This window comes from Pseudonocardia sp. GCM10023141, assembly GCF_042653605.1.
The window spans coordinates 101,614-116,240 of sequence record NZ_JBHSIR010000024.1 but is presented as its reverse complement, the minus strand read 5'-3'; the positions used below and the strand labels follow the sequence as shown (position 1 = coordinate 116,240).

14 protein-coding genes are annotated in these 14,627 nt (G+C 73.5%); 10 read left to right on the top strand and 4 right to left on the bottom strand.

Annotated features, from left to right (window positions below; all coding sequences use genetic code 11):
* Window positions 1-27: 27 nt before the first annotated feature.
* Entirely contained in the window at window positions 28-681 is a 654-nt protein-coding gene (locus ACFPFQ_RS13295) for a TetR/AcrR family transcriptional regulator (RefSeq protein ID WP_379618383.1), read from the top strand.
* Here the strand turns inward: ACFPFQ_RS13295 and ACFPFQ_RS13290 are convergent.
* Complete coding sequence (locus ACFPFQ_RS13290) at window positions 675-2,060, bottom strand: hypothetical protein (RefSeq protein WP_379618381.1); 1,386 nt, start codon at window positions 2,058-2,060, stop codon at window positions 675-677. The two genes, ACFPFQ_RS13295 and ACFPFQ_RS13290, sit on opposite strands and share 7 nt — an antisense overlap.
* A gap of 349 nt (window positions 2,061-2,409) precedes the next feature.
* On the bottom strand, window positions 2,410-2,571 hold the full coding sequence (locus ACFPFQ_RS13285; RefSeq protein ID WP_379618379.1) for a hypothetical protein: 162 nt from the start codon (window positions 2,569-2,571) through the stop codon (window positions 2,410-2,412).
* Window positions 2,572-3,215: 644 nt separating this feature from the next.
* Here ACFPFQ_RS13285 and ACFPFQ_RS13280 point away from each other — a divergent pair.
* Genes ACFPFQ_RS13280 through ACFPFQ_RS13270 form a run of 3 tightly spaced genes read left to right on the top strand, consistent with a single transcriptional unit; the run spans window position 3,216 to window position 6,548 of the window.
* Window positions 3,216-4,484 carry a Mur ligase family protein gene (locus tag ACFPFQ_RS13280; protein ID WP_379618377.1) on the top strand — a complete coding sequence of 423 codons (1,269 nt, stop codon included), beginning with the start codon at window positions 3,216-3,218 and terminating at the stop codon, window positions 4,482-4,484.
* Window positions 4,481-5,212, top strand: a complete 732-nt coding sequence (locus ACFPFQ_RS13275; protein ID WP_379618375.1) for a type 1 glutamine amidotransferase — start codon at window positions 4,481-4,483, stop codon at window positions 5,210-5,212. The genes ACFPFQ_RS13280 and ACFPFQ_RS13275 overlap by 4 nt, the downstream gene beginning before the upstream one ends.
* A 7-nt stretch (window positions 5,213-5,219) precedes the next feature.
* Window positions 5,220-6,548, top strand: coding sequence for an alpha-amylase family protein (locus ACFPFQ_RS13270; RefSeq protein WP_379618373.1), 1,329 nt, complete (start codon window positions 5,220-5,222; stop codon window positions 6,546-6,548).
* A 76-nt stretch (window positions 6,549-6,624) separates the two neighbouring features.
* Here the strand turns inward: ACFPFQ_RS13270 and ACFPFQ_RS13265 are convergent, their stop codons facing one another.
* Together ACFPFQ_RS13265 and ACFPFQ_RS13260 are read right to left on the bottom strand one after the other, a co-directional pair.
* A complete protein-coding gene (locus ACFPFQ_RS13265) occupies window positions 6,625-7,035 on the bottom strand; it encodes an FAD-dependent monooxygenase (protein ID WP_379618425.1) in 411 nt (136 codons plus the stop codon).
* Between the two features lie 19 nt (window positions 7,036-7,054).
* A complete protein-coding gene (locus ACFPFQ_RS13260) occupies window positions 7,055-7,714 on the bottom strand; it encodes a heme oxygenase (biliverdin-producing) (RefSeq protein WP_379618371.1) in 660 nt (219 codons plus the stop codon).
* Between the two features lie 154 nt (window positions 7,715-7,868).
* On the opposite strand from ACFPFQ_RS13260, the gene ACFPFQ_RS13255 reads away from it, so the two are divergent.
* From ACFPFQ_RS13255 to ACFPFQ_RS13230, 6 genes are all read left to right on the top strand, one after another.
* Window positions 7,869-9,365: an APC family permease gene (locus ACFPFQ_RS13255; RefSeq protein ID WP_379618369.1), complete on the top strand. Its 1,497-nt coding sequence runs from the start codon at window positions 7,869-7,871 to the stop codon at window positions 9,363-9,365.
* On the top strand, window positions 9,365-10,843 hold the full coding sequence (locus tag ACFPFQ_RS13250; protein WP_379618367.1) for a xylulokinase: 1,479 nt from the start codon (window positions 9,365-9,367) through the stop codon (window positions 10,841-10,843). Before ACFPFQ_RS13255 ends, ACFPFQ_RS13250 begins: the two co-directional genes overlap by 1 nt.
* Entirely contained in the window at window positions 10,840-12,261 is a 1,422-nt protein-coding gene (locus ACFPFQ_RS13245) for an iron-containing alcohol dehydrogenase (protein ID WP_379618365.1), read from the top strand. Before ACFPFQ_RS13250 ends, ACFPFQ_RS13245 begins: the two co-directional genes overlap by 4 nt.
* On the top strand, window positions 12,258-13,082 hold the full coding sequence (locus ACFPFQ_RS13240) for an HAD-IIA family hydrolase (protein ID WP_379618363.1): 825 nt from the start codon (window positions 12,258-12,260) through the stop codon (window positions 13,080-13,082). The genes ACFPFQ_RS13245 and ACFPFQ_RS13240 overlap by 4 nt, the downstream gene beginning before the upstream one ends.
* Window positions 13,079-13,753 carry a hypothetical protein gene (locus tag ACFPFQ_RS13235; RefSeq protein ID WP_379618361.1) on the top strand — a complete coding sequence of 225 codons (675 nt, stop codon included), beginning with the start codon at window positions 13,079-13,081 and terminating at the stop codon, window positions 13,751-13,753. Before ACFPFQ_RS13240 ends, ACFPFQ_RS13235 begins: the two co-directional genes overlap by 4 nt.
* A 72-nt stretch (window positions 13,754-13,825) precedes the next feature.
* The gene (locus tag ACFPFQ_RS13230) at window positions 13,826-14,539 is read left to right on the top strand and encodes a GntR family transcriptional regulator (protein WP_379618359.1); all 714 of its coding nucleotides are present in this window, start codon (window positions 13,826-13,828) and stop codon (window positions 14,537-14,539) included.
* The last annotated feature ends 88 nt before the right edge of the window (window positions 14,540-14,627 follow it).

The window sequence follows — 14,627 nt, the reverse complement described above, 5'->3', positions numbered from 1 at the left end:
CGTCCACGTACATTACGGTCTTCCCCCATGGCGTCAAGTGACCCGGGTCGGCCCGGCCCCGTCCGGCGGATGCCACGCGCCGAGCGGCGCGAGCAGCTGCTCGACGTCGCGCTGGAACTGATCGCCGACGAGGGCTACAGCGCGTTGACGATGGAGGCGCTCGCCCGCGCGGCCCGGATCGCGAAGACCGTGGTCTACGCCCAGTTCGCCGACCGCAACGAGCTGCTCACCACGCTGCTGGAGCGCGAGCAGCGCCGCGCGACCGCGGCCGTGGTGGCCGCGATGCCGATCCCGAAACCCGGCGACGACCCGCTCTCGCTGATCCGGCGCGGGCTCACGCGCTACTTCGTCGCCGTCACCGAACACCCTGCCACCTGGCGGTTGATCCTGCTGCCGGTCGAGGGCACGCCGGCGAGCGCGCGCGCGGCCGTCGAGCGCCAACGGGAACGGTTCCGCCGCGACCTGGAGGGCGTCGCGTTCTGGACACTGAAGTCGGTGCGCGGCCAGCACATCGACGCCGAGCTCGTCTCCCACCTGGTGCTGGCCGGCGTGGAGCAGCTCGCCCGGCTCGCGCTCGCCGACCCGGGCGCGTACCCGCCAGACCGGCTCGCCGGGTTCGTCGCCGATCTCGTCGGCGCCGTCGGCCGGGCCGCGGGAGTCAGTGACCGCCCAACTCAGTGACCGCCCAGCAGGCCCGTGACCGTCGATCCGACACTCCCGAGCGTGGCACCGGCGGCGTCGCCGACGTTCTGGACCGTGTCGACCGTGGCCTTCCCGACCTTCTCCACCGTCTCGGGCAGATCCTGCGGCGCGAGGCCGACCTGCGGCAGCGCCACCTCCGGCAGCGTGACGTCGGGCAGCGCGACCGTGGTGTCGCCGACCGTCACGTCCGGCGTGACGACCTCCGTCTGCGACACCTCGACACTCGGCAGCACGGCCTGGACGCCACCCGTCTTCGTGACCGACACCCCCGCGCTGCCGATCGCCACGTCGGGCAGCACCACGGCGCCTTCCGACGTCGCGACGGGTCCCACCTTCGCGGACCCGACCGCGACGTTCGGGGTGATCACCGCTGCCGGTGACGTGGCGACCGCGGCACCCTCGGCGTTGACGGCGAGCGTGACCTGCGGACCGAGGGCAGCAGCTGCGGAGACCCCGATCGACGGCGTGCGGACGACGCCGTCGATCGAGGTGCCCGGCACCGTGACGGGCGGGGTCCGGGCATCGGGGAGCGGAAGCGTGATGGCGGGGCCGGCAGGCGGCATCGCCACGACCGGTGGCGGGATCGACGGGGGCTCGGTGGGGGAACCCGGTGACCCCGGACTGCCCGGGGCGCCGGGGTCTCCCGGGACTGCTGGCGAACCCGGGCTGCCGGGATCTGCGGGGCTGCCCGGCGTTGCCGGCGCGCCGGGAACCCCCGGCCCCCCGGGTGTGGCGGCACCCGGCGTGCCCGGCGCCGGCTGGGCTCCGGCCGGTGCCGCGGCCGGAACGGTGGCGAACCCGCCGGGACGCAGCATGCTGGGCAGCAGGCCGGCGCGGCCCCCCGCTGCCGATCCACCAGCAGCCGATCCACCAGCGGTCAGGGGCATGTCCTTGACCGCCGCCGCCAGCGCCATCCCCCCCGCCGGCAGCACGTCCGCACCCGACGCGGCGATCGACCGGACGGTTGCGCCGTTTCCCACGACAGCGGCACCCGGGAGGCTCGCGAGGGACTGTGACGGGCCGGCATCGGCGCGCGGAAGGCTCGCATCATGCAGGACGGACGGGCCCAGCACGGCACCGACGGCGAACATGGCACCCGCCGCCGCAGCCGCCTTGCGGGCGTTGCGCCGCGGCGGTGCGGCCGGCGGGCGGTCGTAGCCGCGCGGCAGCAGCGGGCGGTCGACGGAGTGCGGCCCGCGGCCCTCGCGGCGCAGCAGGCTGCCGACCGATACGGGCGGGCCCACGCAGTCCCCCGGCAGGCCCGCCACCACGGGCACACCACCGCAGCGGACGATGAGCTCGGCCACGGAGACCGCCGTCGACAGGCGGCGGGAGTGCGAGCGAACGGGCGGGACCACGGGTGCGCCTTCCGGAGAGCGGAGCTACGTTTCCTACTCTCCGACGGGCGTCTCGACCAGCCCCGCCGTTCGGGCCGCAACGAGCTTGATCTACTGGGGATCACGGGGTGCGCCATCGACCGTTCACCGACCGAAAACGACCGCTGGATCCCGGGGACTCCAGGCCGGTCCCCCGATCGGCGCCTTGGCACGGTCCGAACGGAGCAGAGATCGACAGGCACGGGATCGTGACAGAGGGCGATCATGCGGCTACCCGTACGGCTGACGATCGCCCAACGGTAGGCGGGATGACGCCGCAGGGTATCGGTCTCGCGCCGGAGGGTGATGCTCGCCCCCACCCTGATCGGGCTCAGAACACGATCCGGCCGCGGAGGACGACGTGGCGGGGACGGCTCAGCACCGCGACGTCGCGCGTCGGGTCCTCGTCGTAGATCACCTGTGCGGCCATCCGCTCGAGCAGCGACGGGTGCAGGTGCATGCCGTGCTCCAGGCTGTCGGCGCCGGCGAGCACGGCGTTGCGGCTGCCGTCGGCGGTCTGGCAGTGCGCGGCAGCTCCGGGTCGTCGGCGACCCAGCCGGGGATGCGGCCCGCCGAGCCGGGCGTCCGCACCAGCAGCACGCCGGCATCGCGATGGTCGACGAGGTGGCGCCGGAGCGAGGCGTCGGCCATCGGCACGCCCGGATCCTCGGTGCCCGGGTGCGTGTGGACGTCGAGGAGGCCCGGCAGGATCCAGCCGCCCTCGCCGAGGAGGTCCGCTCCCGGCACTGGATCGGTGCGCGGCCGATCACCGTCGATCCACAGGGAGCGCGGTTCCCGCTCCGGCAGTACCGTCCCCCGCACTTGCGGCATGCTCCCCATCCTGCCCACCGCCGGTACGCCGTCCCGAACGGTTCGACGAAGAGCGCACCGTGCTCAGGCTGTCCCGCAGCCGCCGTTTCACGCGTGTTTCAGCAGCGTCTCCCCGTCGCGTCGGGGGGCCCGCAGGGCGGCCCGATCGGGCCGGCACGGTAGCTTGGCCGCCGGACGGGACGGCCCGGGTGGCGCGTGAGGTGAGCGGATCGATGTCGGGATGAGTGCACGGGGATGACGTCGTTGGACACCGAGTCATGCAAAGAGCCAGCAGCAGGCAACGGGCCGGCACCACGCACGAGCCCGGTGCCGCGGCGGAAGCTGGGCACCCGGGCGCGCGCCGCATGGTCCGACGTCGCCGTGCGGGCCGGGTTGGGCACGAGCTGGCTCTCGCCCAAGCTCGGGCTGGGCGGCGGTTCGATCATCGGTGGCCGCGTCACGCTGGCGCTCGACCGGGGCGCGCTGGCGCGCCTCGCGGTGGGTCGCAGGATCGTGCTGGTCTCGGGCACCAACGGTAAGACCACCACCAGCCACCTGCTGGCCGCGGCGCTGCGCACGGCGGGCCCGGTCGCCCACAACAGCTCGGGCGCCAACATGCCCGACGGCGCCGTCGCCGCGCTGTCGGCCGCGCGCGACGCGAAGCTCGCGGTCATCGAGGTCGACGAGCTGCACGTCGCCGAGGTGGCCGAGGCCGTCGACCCGGTGGCCATCGTGCTGCTCAACCTCAGCCGCGACCAGCTCGACCGGGGCAACGAGGTGCGCAGCGTCGCGAAGGCGCTGTCCCAGGCGCTCGCCCACCACCCGGAGACCACGGTCATCGCCAACGCCGACGACCCGATGGTCGTCTGGGCCGCGCTCCCGGCCGCGCACGTCGTCTGGGTGGCGGCGGGTGTCGGCTGGACCGGCGACGTCACCACCTGTCCGCAGTGCGGGCGCACCCTCGCCGTCGGCGACGGGCACTGGGCCTGTGAGTGCGGGCTGGCCCGCCCGCAGCCGACGTGGTCGGCCGAGGACGGCGCGGCCGTCACCGGCGGCACGCGCACGCCCGTCGCGCTCAACCTGCCGGGCCGGTTCAACCTGGGCAACGCCGTGATGGCGATGGCGGGGGCCGCCGTCGCCGGTGTCGAGCCCGCTGCCGCCGCGGCCGCGATGGGCGCGGTGCAGGAGGTCGCAGGCCGCTACAGCACCGTGTGGCACGGCCGCCACGAGCTGCGGCTGCTGCTGGCGAAGAACCCCGCGGGGTGGGCCGAGACGCTGGGCCTGCTCGACGAGGCCCGCCCGCTGCTGGTGATGATCAACGCCCGCGAGGCCGACGGCCGCGACACGTCGTGGCTGTGGGACGTGCCGTTCGAGGAACTCGGGCCCCGTCCCGTCGCCGCGGCGGGCGAGCGCTCCCCCGACATCGGGCTGCGCCTGTCCTACGCCGGCATCGAGCACACCACCGTCGCCGATCCGCTCGGCGCCATCGCGGCGCTGCCGCCCGGCAAGGTCGACGTCGTCGCCAACTACACCGCCTTCCACCAGCTGCAGCGTCGCCTCGCCGCGGCCGCGGGCAACGGGGAGTCCCGCGCATGAGCCCCGCTGCGTCCCCCGGCGCACCACTGTCCATCGGCGTGCTGCTGCCTGACGTACTGGGTACCTACTCCGACGCGGGCAACGCCACGATCCTGGCCCAGCGGGCCCGCTGGCGCGGCATCCCCGCGGAGATCATCTCCGTCACCGCGGCCGTCGCACCGCCCACCACGTGCGACATCTACCTGCTCGGCGGCGGCGAGGACACCGCGCAGATCTTCGCCACCGAGTGGCTCGGCCGCCATCCCGGCCTGCTCACGGCGGTGCAGACCAGCTCGATGCTGCTGGCCGTGTGCGCCGGGCTGCAGATACTCGGCGAGGCGATGTCCGACCGCAGCGGGCGCGTCAGCGCGGGGCTCGGGCTGCTCGACCTCACCACCACACCGGGCACCCGCCGCAGCGTCGGTGAGGTCGTCACCACCTCCACGCTGCCCGGCATCGGCACGCTCACCGGCTTCGAGAACCACATGGGACTCACCACGCTCGGCACCGGCACCGTGCCGCTGGGGTACGTCACGTCCGGCGTCGGCAACGGCTCGGCCGACCGCTCCGGTCGGGCCGGCGACGGCGCCCTCACCGACCGGATCATCGGCACGTACATGCACGGGCCGGTGCTGGCCCGCAACCCCGCGCTGGCCGATCACCTCCTGGAGCGCGCGACGGGCGGTCACCTGGAGCCGCTGGAGCTGCCCGACCAGGCCGCGCTGCGCCGCCAGTACATCGACGCCTGACCCGCCGATGAGCTGGGTCGAGCACGTCGTCTGGTGGCACCTCTACCCGCTCGGGTTCGTGGGCGCACCGGCCGAAGCCCCGGCGGGGGGCGAGGTCACCCACCGGCTGCCCCGCATCGTCGACTGGCTCGACTACGCCGTGGAGCTGGGCGCCTCGGGCATCGCGCTGGGGCCGGTGTTCGCCTCCGGCACGCATGGCTACGACACCGTCGACCACTACCGGATCGATCCGCGCCTCGGCGACGAGCAGGACTTCGCCGCGCTGCTCGACGCGGCGCACGAGCGGGGCCTGCGGGTACTGCTCGACGGCGTGTTCAACCACGTGGGGCGCGGTTTCGGGGCGTTCCAGCGGGTGCTCGCGGGCGGGCCGGGCACGCCGGAGGCGGCCTGGTTCCGGCTGGACTGGCCCGCGGACGCGGCGCCGGGCACCGAACCCGGGTACGCCACCTTCGAGGGCCACGACGCGCTGGTCGCGCTGAACCACGACGAGCCCGCCGTCGCCGACCACGTCACCGACGTCCTGTGCCACTGGCTGGCCGCCGGCGCCGACGGCTGGCGCCTCGACGCCGCCTACGCCGTGCCCACCCGGTTCTGGGCCGACGTGCTGGGCCGGGTCCGCATCGCGCATCCCGACGCCTACCTGGTCGGCGAGGTGATCCACGGCGACTACGCCGGGTTCGTCCGCGAGTCGGGCGTGCACGCCGTCACGCAGTACGAGCTGTGGAAGGCCATCTGGAGCGCGATCAACGACGGCAACCTCTTCGAGCTCGCCTGGGCGTTGAAGCGCCACAGCGAGCTGCTCGACACGTTCGTGCCGCTCACGTTCGTCGGCAACCACGACGTCACCCGCATCGCGAGCATGCTCACCGACGAGCGGCACCTCCCGCACGCGCTGGCCGTGCTGTGCACCGTGGCCGGCACGCCGTCGATCTACGCGGGCGACGAGCAGGCCTTCCGCGGTGTCAAGGAGGAACGCGTCGGGGGCGACGACGCCGTGCGCCCCGAGTTCCCCGCGGGCGGCCCCACCGAGCTCGCGCCCTACGGATGGCCCACCTACCGGCTGCACCAGCAGCTCATCGGCGTGCGGCGGCGCCATCCCTGGCTGCACCGGGCCCGCACCTCGGTGCTGCACCTGACCAACGGCTTCGCCCTGCTGGAGCAGACCGCCGGAGACCACCGGCTGCTCACCGCGCTGAACCTCGACGACCACCCCGTCGAGCACGAGGTGCCCGGATACGCCGAGGTCGTGGCCGGGGACGCCACCCTGCACGCATCCGGCGGACCGGATGCGCGCATCACCGTCGGGCCGCACGGGTGGGCCGTGCTCGGCACCTGACCGGGATCGATGCCGGCGCCGCTGGCGGCAGCGGGCTACCCCGCGGCGCCGAGCACCCCGTCCAGGTAGCGCTCGATCACCTCGAATGACTCCGACACCGCGCCGATGTAGCCGTCGGGTGCCCGGTCACCGGCCTGCACCGCGCCCGGGGCAGGTCGTGCATCCGCAGGTCGGTGCGACCGGTGCGGTCCAGCATGAGCCCGCGCAGCCCGTCGAGCGTCAGCTCCGGCACGTCCTCGGTCGGCATGGTGGCCACGAACTGGTAGTACGGCGTGCGCGGCAGGTTCCAGAAGGAGAACCGGTTCCCGAGGTCGCCGTCGCGGGTGAGCATGTGGCAGAACACGCCGTCGAGGCCGTCCACCTGCACGTCGCCGATCAGGGTGCGCTCGCGCTCGAACGTCTCGCCCTCGAAGCCGACCCCGAGGTGCTTGCGCACCGTGCTGCGGCCGCCGTCGGTGCCGACGAGGTACGCGGCCCGGAGCCGTATCGTTCACATAGGAGGAGGGTCAAGCCGGCACGCGCTCCGGGCCCGCGTCCAGCTCGTCGGCCAGCTGCGCCAGCACCGCGATGTTGAGCTCGAAGGCCCGCACCGCTTCGGCGGCGACCCGGTCGCGCTCGCCGAGCGGGACACCGTCGAGAGCCTCCCGGTAGCGCCTGCGGAACGCCGCCGGGTTGCCGACCGTGCCGAAGTCGTAGAAGTGGGCGCCGTCCTCGACGATGCCGTAGCTGCGCTGCAGGACCCGGCGCACGATCTGCCCGCCCGCCAGGTCGCCGAGGTAGCGGGTGTAGTGGTGGGCGATGTAGCCGCCCGGCCAGCTCGTCGCGATCTCGTGCAGGCGATCGGCGTACTCGACGGTGGCCGGCAGCGGCGCCACCTCCGACTCCCAGCCGGGGCCGAGCAGGAAATCCAGGTCCCGACGCAGGCCCGGCAGGCGGCGCAGCTCGTCGATCACGAAGGGCTCGGCCACCGGGTCGCCGGCGAGCACATCGGAGGCCCGCTCGAGCGCGTCGTAGACGAACCAGAGCTGCGTGGCGAGCAGCGCGTACTCGTCGCGGCTGAGCCTTCCCCCGAGCAGGGCGTTCATGTACACCGAGTGATGGGCCAGCTCGTGCATCTCGGCGGTGGACGACTTCAGGACCTGCGAGAACGGCGTCGGGTCCGGCACGAGCGACCTCCAGTGCTTTCCGATGTCGCTTCCAGCTTAGGTGCACCTAAGTGATTTGCTCCATAGTCGGCACCAGCTCATCCTTGCCGCGAAGTCATCAGACGTCTAATGTCCTGCGGCAACGCCTTCGGAGTCGAACGGGGTCGGGAGTCCGATGACCACCAGCAAAGAACTGCCGACGCCCACCACCCCCACCCTGCGCGCCAACGCGCTGGGGCTCGGCGGCGCCGTCGTCATGTCGGCCGCGATCATGGGTCCGGCGGTGTCGACGTTCTTCAACCCCCAGTTCTCCACGCCGTTCTCCGGCGCCGCCACCCCGTTCGTCTACTTCATCTGCCTGGTCGCGATGCTGATCACCGCGAGCGGCGTGATGGCGATGGCCGCCAGGCTGCCGAGCGCGGGCGCGTTCTACACCTACGTCACCCGGGGACTCGGTCCGCGCTCCGGCTTCGTGACGGGTGGGCTGATGTTCGTGGCCTACGCGCTGCTGCCGCCCGCCGAGATCGGCCTGATCGGCAGCTACCTGCAGCAGACGCTCAACGACGAGCTCGGCATCCACGTGCCGTGGTGGCTGGTCGGCCTGGTGCCTGCCGTCCTGATGATCCTGCTGGCTTACCACGGCATCAGCTCCAGCATCAAGGTCGCGATGATCCTCTTCGTCGCCGAGGTGGTGGTCGTGATGACGATCTCGATCATCGTGGTGGCCAGCGGCGGCGCCGACGGACTGACGCTCGCGCCGCTCACCCCCGCGGCCTCCCCCAACGGCTGGAGCGGCATCACCACGGGGTTCGTGTTCGCGGCGCTGAGCTTCGTCGGCTTCGAGGGTGCCGCGACGCTGAGCGAGGAGGTCCGGACGCCGCGGCGCACCGTCCCCCGCGCGGTCCTGCTCTCGGTGATCATCGTCGGCCTGATCTACGTGTTCTGCATCTGGGCCGAGGTCAACGGGCTGGGGATCACGGCCACCAACCAGCTCACGGGCGCCACCACCCCGTGGAACGACCTCGCCGCCCGCTACGCGCCCTGGCTGAAGCTGTTCATCATCCTGGCGTCGGTGTCGAGCATGTTCGCGGTGATGGTCAACAGCAACAACGGGATCATCCGGATCTTCTTCGCGATGGGCCGCGAGAACATGCTCCCGACCTGGTTCTCCCACATCAACCCCAAGCGCCGCACGCCGACCAACGCCGTGTTCACCCAGGGTGCCTTCTCGGTCGCGGCGGCCCTGCTCGTCGGTGCGCTGGCCGGTGGACTCGACGACCCCGTCGGCGGCAGCAACGTCTACGGCTACCTCGGGTTCCTGCTGACGCTGGGCATCCTGCCGGTGTACGTGCTGACCAACCTCGCGGCCATCCGGTTCCTGCGCAAGCGGCCCGGCTTCCGACCGCTGCCGCACCTGGTGCTGCCGGCGCTGGCCATCGTGCTCATGACGGCACTGCTCGTGGGCCAGATCCTGCTCAACGGCACCCAGCCGTACGAGTCGTTCCTGTACGCGATCATCGCGTGGGTCGTCGTGGTCACCGCCGTCGCGTTCTGGCTCGGCAGGCGCCGCCCCGCGGTGCTGGCCATCGCGGGATCGGTGCTGGCCACCGGCGAAGCAGAGGCCGACAGCACCGTCGGCACCGGCAGCACCATCGGCAACGGCGGCACCTGATGCCGCACGTCATCGGCGTCGACGTCGGGTCGCAGAGCGTCAAGGGCGTGCTGCTCGACCCCGCAGGCAAGACATGCGCGTCGGCGACGGCCGAGCTGCGGATCACCCACCCCCGCGCCGGGGAGGCCGAGCAGGACCCCGCGCACTGGACGGCGGCCGTGGCGTCGGTGGTGCGGTGCCTCGTGGCCGGGTCCGGGGTCGCCGCGAGCGAGGTCACCGCGCTGAGCCTGGCGTGCCAGGTCGACGGCGTCGTCGCGATCGACGCCGCGGGCACCCCGCAGGCCCCGGCGATCATCTGGCTCGACCGCCGCGCCGAGGCCGAGACCGCGCGGCTGCGCGACGCGGTCGGCCCGGCCCGGCTGTTCGCCATCACGGGGCTGGTGCCCGACCCGTCGCACACGGCGCCGAAGATCCTCTGGTTGCGCGCCAACAACTCCGCGGTCGCGCGGCACGCGGTCGCGTTCCCACCGGTGGCCGGCTACCTGCTGCACCACCTCACCGGCGTGCTGGCACTGGACCACGCCAACGCCTCGTCGAGCCTGCTCTACGATGTCACCACGCGGTCGTGGTCGGGCGAGCTGCTCGCGGCCGCCGGGCTGAGCGCCGCGATGCTCGGCGCCATCCACGAGGCCACCGACGTGGTGGGCACGCTGACCCCGCGCGCCGCGGCCGAGCTCGGCCTGACCACCCGCTGCCGCGTGCTCGTCGGCACCGGTGACGACCACGCCGGCGCGATCGGCGCCGGGGTCGTCGCACCGGGCCCGATCGCCGACGTCACCGGCACCGCAGAGCCCGTCGCGGTGTGCGCCGAGGCCCCCGTCCTCGACGACGGCGGCCTGGTCGAGTGCCACGCCCACGCCGTACCCGGCCGCTACCTCGCCGAGAACCCGGGTTTCGTGTCCGGCGGCAGCACGCTGTGGTTGGCGCGCAACGTGTTCGGGGTGAGCCAGGGTGACGTGCTGGACCTCGCCGGGAAGGCGCCTGCCGGCAGCGACGGCCTGCTGTTCGTGCCCGCACTGTCGGGTTCGATGGCGCCGCGCTGGAACGGTCGCATGCGGGGCGTCTTCGCCGGACTGTCGATGGCGCACGGCCGGGAGGAGATGGCCCGCGCCGTCGTCGAGGGCTGCTGCTTCGCGCTGCGCGACATCACCGACCGGTTCACCGCGCTCGGACTGGGCAGCGGCGAGATCCGGGTCGTCGGCGGCGGCCGGCGCAGCAGCACCTGGATGCAGGCGAAGGCCGACATCACGGGCCGGCCGGTGCGCGGCGTGGACGTCCCCGAGGCCACCGTGCTCGGCGCCGCGCTGCTCGCCGCCGTCGCCATCGGCACGTTCGGCGATCTCGACGAGGCCGTCGCCCACTGCGTGCCGCTCGACGGCACCACCCACCACCCCGATCCGGGCACCCGGGCGCTCTACGACGACGCCCACCACCGTTACCGGGCGTTGTTCGACGGCGTCGAAGGAGCACTCGCGTGACCACCAGCAGCCAGCTGACCATCGACACCCTGGAACGCATCCGCTCGATCGCCCGCACCGCACCGGAGCCGCTGCAGCCCATCCTGCTGCGGGAGGTGGTCACCGGCCCGGCGGCCGTCCGTGCGGTGGCCGACGCGCTGTGGCGGCTCGGCGTGCCCGACGGCAGTGCCGTCGCGGTGCTGACCGACCCGACCCCGAAGAGCTACGAGGGCGGAGCCGACGTCCTCGACGTCGTCGTCGCGGCCCTCGACGCGCGCTTCCGACCCGGCCTCGTCGTGCTGGCTCCGCACACCGGCGCCGTGCACGCCGACGCCGAGACCGTCCGGTACGCCGTCAGCCGCGTGGCGGCGCTCGACGCCCCCTGCCTCGTCACCGTCGGCTCCGGCACGCTGACCGACATCGGGAAGGTCGCGGCGCACCGCCTCGGGCTCAAGCACGTCGTCGTGCAGACCGCGGCGAGCGTCAACGGCTTCGCCGACGACCAGTCGGTGCTGCTGCTCAACGGCGCGAAGCGGACCACCCCCAGCCGCTGGCCGGACTCGGTGGTGATCGACCCCGGCGTCCTCGCCGCGGCTCCGCCGTCGATGACCGCGGCCGGGCTCGGCGACCAGCTGTCGATGTTCACCGCGGGCGCCGACTGGTACCTCGCCACCGCCACCGGGTTCGACACGTCCTACTCCCCCACGGTCGTCGAGATCCTGCGCAAGGGCTCCGCCGAGGTCATGGCCGCGGCCGGGGACCTCGCACTCGGCTCCCCCGCCGCCGTGCTCGCGCTCGCCGCGGCACTGACCCGCGGCGGGCTGGCCATGGGCCTGGCCGGGCGCACCGCACCGTCGTCGGGCACCGAGCACACGATCAGCCACCTGCTGGAGATGCACGCCGGGGCGCACGGCGTCGCGGCCGCGTCCCACGGGTCGCAGGTCGGCGCCGCGAGCGTCGTCGCTGCCGCGGTCTGGGAGCGGGTCCGCGCCCGGCTCGCGCTGGGCAGCGTCACGGTGCTGCCGCTGGACGAGCAGCAACTGCAGGACCGCGTGTACGGCGCGTTCGGCGGCCTGGACGCCCACGGCGACACCGCGGCGGAGTGCTGGGCCGCCTACCGGCGCAAGCTCCTGTGGATCAACGACAACCGCGAGCGGCTGCAACAGCTGTGCGACACCTGGGCGCAGCGCGACCGCGCGGTCGGTGCCCTGCTCGCGACGCCCGAGACGATCGCCACCACGCTGCGCTGCGCGGGCGGGGCCAGCCGGTTCGCCGAGCTCGATCCCGCACCCGACGCCGCCACGGCCACCTGGGCCCTCACACACTGCCACCTGCTGCGCGACCGGTTCACCGTGGTGGACCTCGCCGAGGTCATCGGGCTGTGGAACCCGGTCGTCATCGCCGAGATCGTCGCCGCGACCCAGGGCCCACCAGGATGACCGGGCCGGCGGTGCTGCATCGCCCGGACCGGATCTACGACGGCTACGGGCTCGACCTCGACGGCACCGTCTACCTCGACGACGCGCTCCTGCCCGGGGCCGCCGAGACGATCCGGGCACTGCGCGGACACGGCGCGCGGATCGTCTTCGCCACCAACAAGCCGCTCGCGACGGCGGCCACCTACGCGGCGAAGCTGACCGCGTTGGGCGTCGAGGCCCGCGTCGAGGACGTGGTGACGGCGCTGGACTCGCTGGTGCGCTACCTGACGCGCACGCATCCGGGCGCGCGGCTGCTCATGGTGGCCGAGCCGCTGGTGGGCGAGGTGTGCCGGCGGGCGGGGTTCGCCGTGGTGACCGAGCCCGACGCGGCCACCGTCGTCGTCGTGTCGTTCGACCGGACCTTCGACTACGCCAAGCTCCTCGCGGCCTACCGCGCGGTGCGCCGGGGTGCGGTGATCGTGGCGACCAACCCCGACCCGTACTGCCCCACCGCCGACGGCGGGCTGCCCGACTGCGCCGCGATGCTCGCCGCGGTGGAGGCCTGCACCGGACGGGCCGCGGAGGCCGTGGTCGGCAAGCCCAGCACGCACATGGGCGCGGCGATCCTGGAGCGGCTCGGCGTCGCGCCCGAGCACGCCGCGATGGTGGGCGACCGCCTCGCCACCGACGTCGCGATGGGCCAGTGCCTCGGCATGGCCGGGGTACTGGTGCTGTCGGGCGCCACCCGCATCGAGGACGTCGCCGGCGCCCCCGCCCCACCCGACTTCGTCGTCCCGACGCTGGCCGAGGTCATTCCCCACACAGGAAGTCACGCACGTTGATCAACTTCATCCTCATGCTGACCCACGGCGATGCGACGGTGCCCGACGCCGTCGAGCACGTCGAGCGGCTCACCGGCACGGGCCTGCGCTACCTCGGGTTCAAGGACGTCGGGGCGACGCCGCAGCGGCAGAAGGAGATCAACGCCGCCGCGCACGCCGCCGGGTTCGAAACCATGCTCGAGGTGGTGTCGGTCAGCCGCGAGGCCGAGATCGCATCGGTGACGGCCGCGGTCGCGGCGGGCGTCGACTGGGTGCTCGGCGGCACCCACCCGGACGCGGCGCTGCCGCTGCTGCGAGGCACCGGCATCCGGTACTGCCCGTTCCCCGGCCGGGTCGTCGGGCACCCGAGCGTGCTGGAGGGCTCGGTCGCGGAGATCGCCGCGAGCGCCGCGCAGCTGACCGCGCTCGACGGCGTCGGCGGCGTCGACCTGCTCGCCTACCGCCACGCCGACGCCGACATCGCGGCGCTCACCGCCGCGGTCGTCGCCGCGTCCGCGGGCCCGGTCATCGCGGCGGGATCGGTGGTGGCGGAGTCCCAGATCCGCACGCTGGCCGCGGCGGGCGCCTGGGGGTTCACGATCGGCAGCGCGATCTTCGACGGGGCGTTCCCCGGCGCGCCCGACGTCGCGGCGCAGGTGGCCGCGGTGCTGGCGGTGGCCGACGCGGTGTGACCGGGCCGGTACCGTCACAGTCTCGATCAAAGTGCCAGGTGTGTCCACATCCGACGAAGGGTCACCAGCTCGATGTCCGCGGGGAACAGCCGCTTGGAGCACGTGCGGGACGGTCTGCTGAACGACCTGCTCGCCGGCACCGCCCCGATCGGCAGCAAGCTGCCCAACGAGCAGTTGCTCGCCGAGCGCTTCCAGGTCAGCCGGGCCACCGTCCGAGAGGCCGTGGGTGCGCTCGTCGAGGGCGGTTACCTGCTGCGCCGCCATGGCAGCGGCACGTACGTCACGTCGATGCCGACGCGGCGCCACGCGCTCAACGCCACCATGAGCTACCTGGAGATGATCCGCCAGGCCGGGATGGAACCCGGGCTGCGGCTGCTGTCCACGCGGTCGCGCCCGGCCACCACCGAGGAGTCCGACGACCTCGAGCTGGCGCCGGGCGCCGCGGTGCGGGAGATCGAGCGGCTCCGCACGGCCGACGAGCGACCGGTGGTGTACTCGCTCGACCGCGTCGCCGAGACGGTGCTCGCCGACGTCCCGGAGCGGTTGCTGTCGTCGTCGCTCTACGCGCTGCTCGCATCGGTGGGCTCGCCCGTGCGCACGGCGTCGGCGGTGCTGACGCCGGTGGTCGCCGACGACCGGCTCGCCGAGCTGCTGGCCGTGCCGGCCGGTGCCCCGTTGCAGCGGATCGAGCAGATCGACTTCTCCGGCGTCGGGGTGCCGGTCATGCGGTCGTCGGAGTGGCACGTGCCCGGGGTCTTCGAGCTGCGGGTGAACCGGCGCTCCTGAGGCGCCCGCGCCCTTTCCCGAATGGCAGGAAAGCCACTTTCCCGCAATGTCGTTGCGGGAAAGTGGCTTTCCTGCAACGCGAGCGCCG

What these genes read in the sequence shown, in the direction of transcription:
- ACFPFQ_RS13295 (WP_379618383.1), top strand. Translation starts at nt 28, where the DNA reads ATGGCGTCAAGTGACCCGGGTCGGCCCGGCCCCGTCCGGCGGATGCCA.
- ACFPFQ_RS13275 (WP_379618375.1), top strand. Translation starts at nt 4,481, where the DNA reads ATGAGCCCCGCTGCGTCCCCCGGCGCACCACTGTCCATCGGCGTGCTG.
- ACFPFQ_RS13270 (WP_379618373.1), top strand. Translation starts at nt 5,220, where the DNA reads ATGAGCTGGGTCGAGCACGTCGTCTGGTGGCACCTCTACCCGCTCGGG.
- ACFPFQ_RS13255 (WP_379618369.1), top strand. Translation starts at nt 7,869, where the DNA reads ATGACCACCAGCAAAGAACTGCCGACGCCCACCACCCCCACCCTGCGC.
- ACFPFQ_RS13250 (WP_379618367.1), top strand. Translation starts at nt 9,365, where the DNA reads ATGCCGCACGTCATCGGCGTCGACGTCGGGTCGCAGAGCGTCAAGGGC.
- ACFPFQ_RS13240 (WP_379618363.1), top strand. Translation starts at nt 12,258, where the DNA reads ATGACCGGGCCGGCGGTGCTGCATCGCCCGGACCGGATCTACGACGGC.
- ACFPFQ_RS13230 (WP_379618359.1), top strand. Translation starts at nt 13,826, where the DNA reads ATGTCCGCGGGGAACAGCCGCTTGGAGCACGTGCGGGACGGTCTGCTG.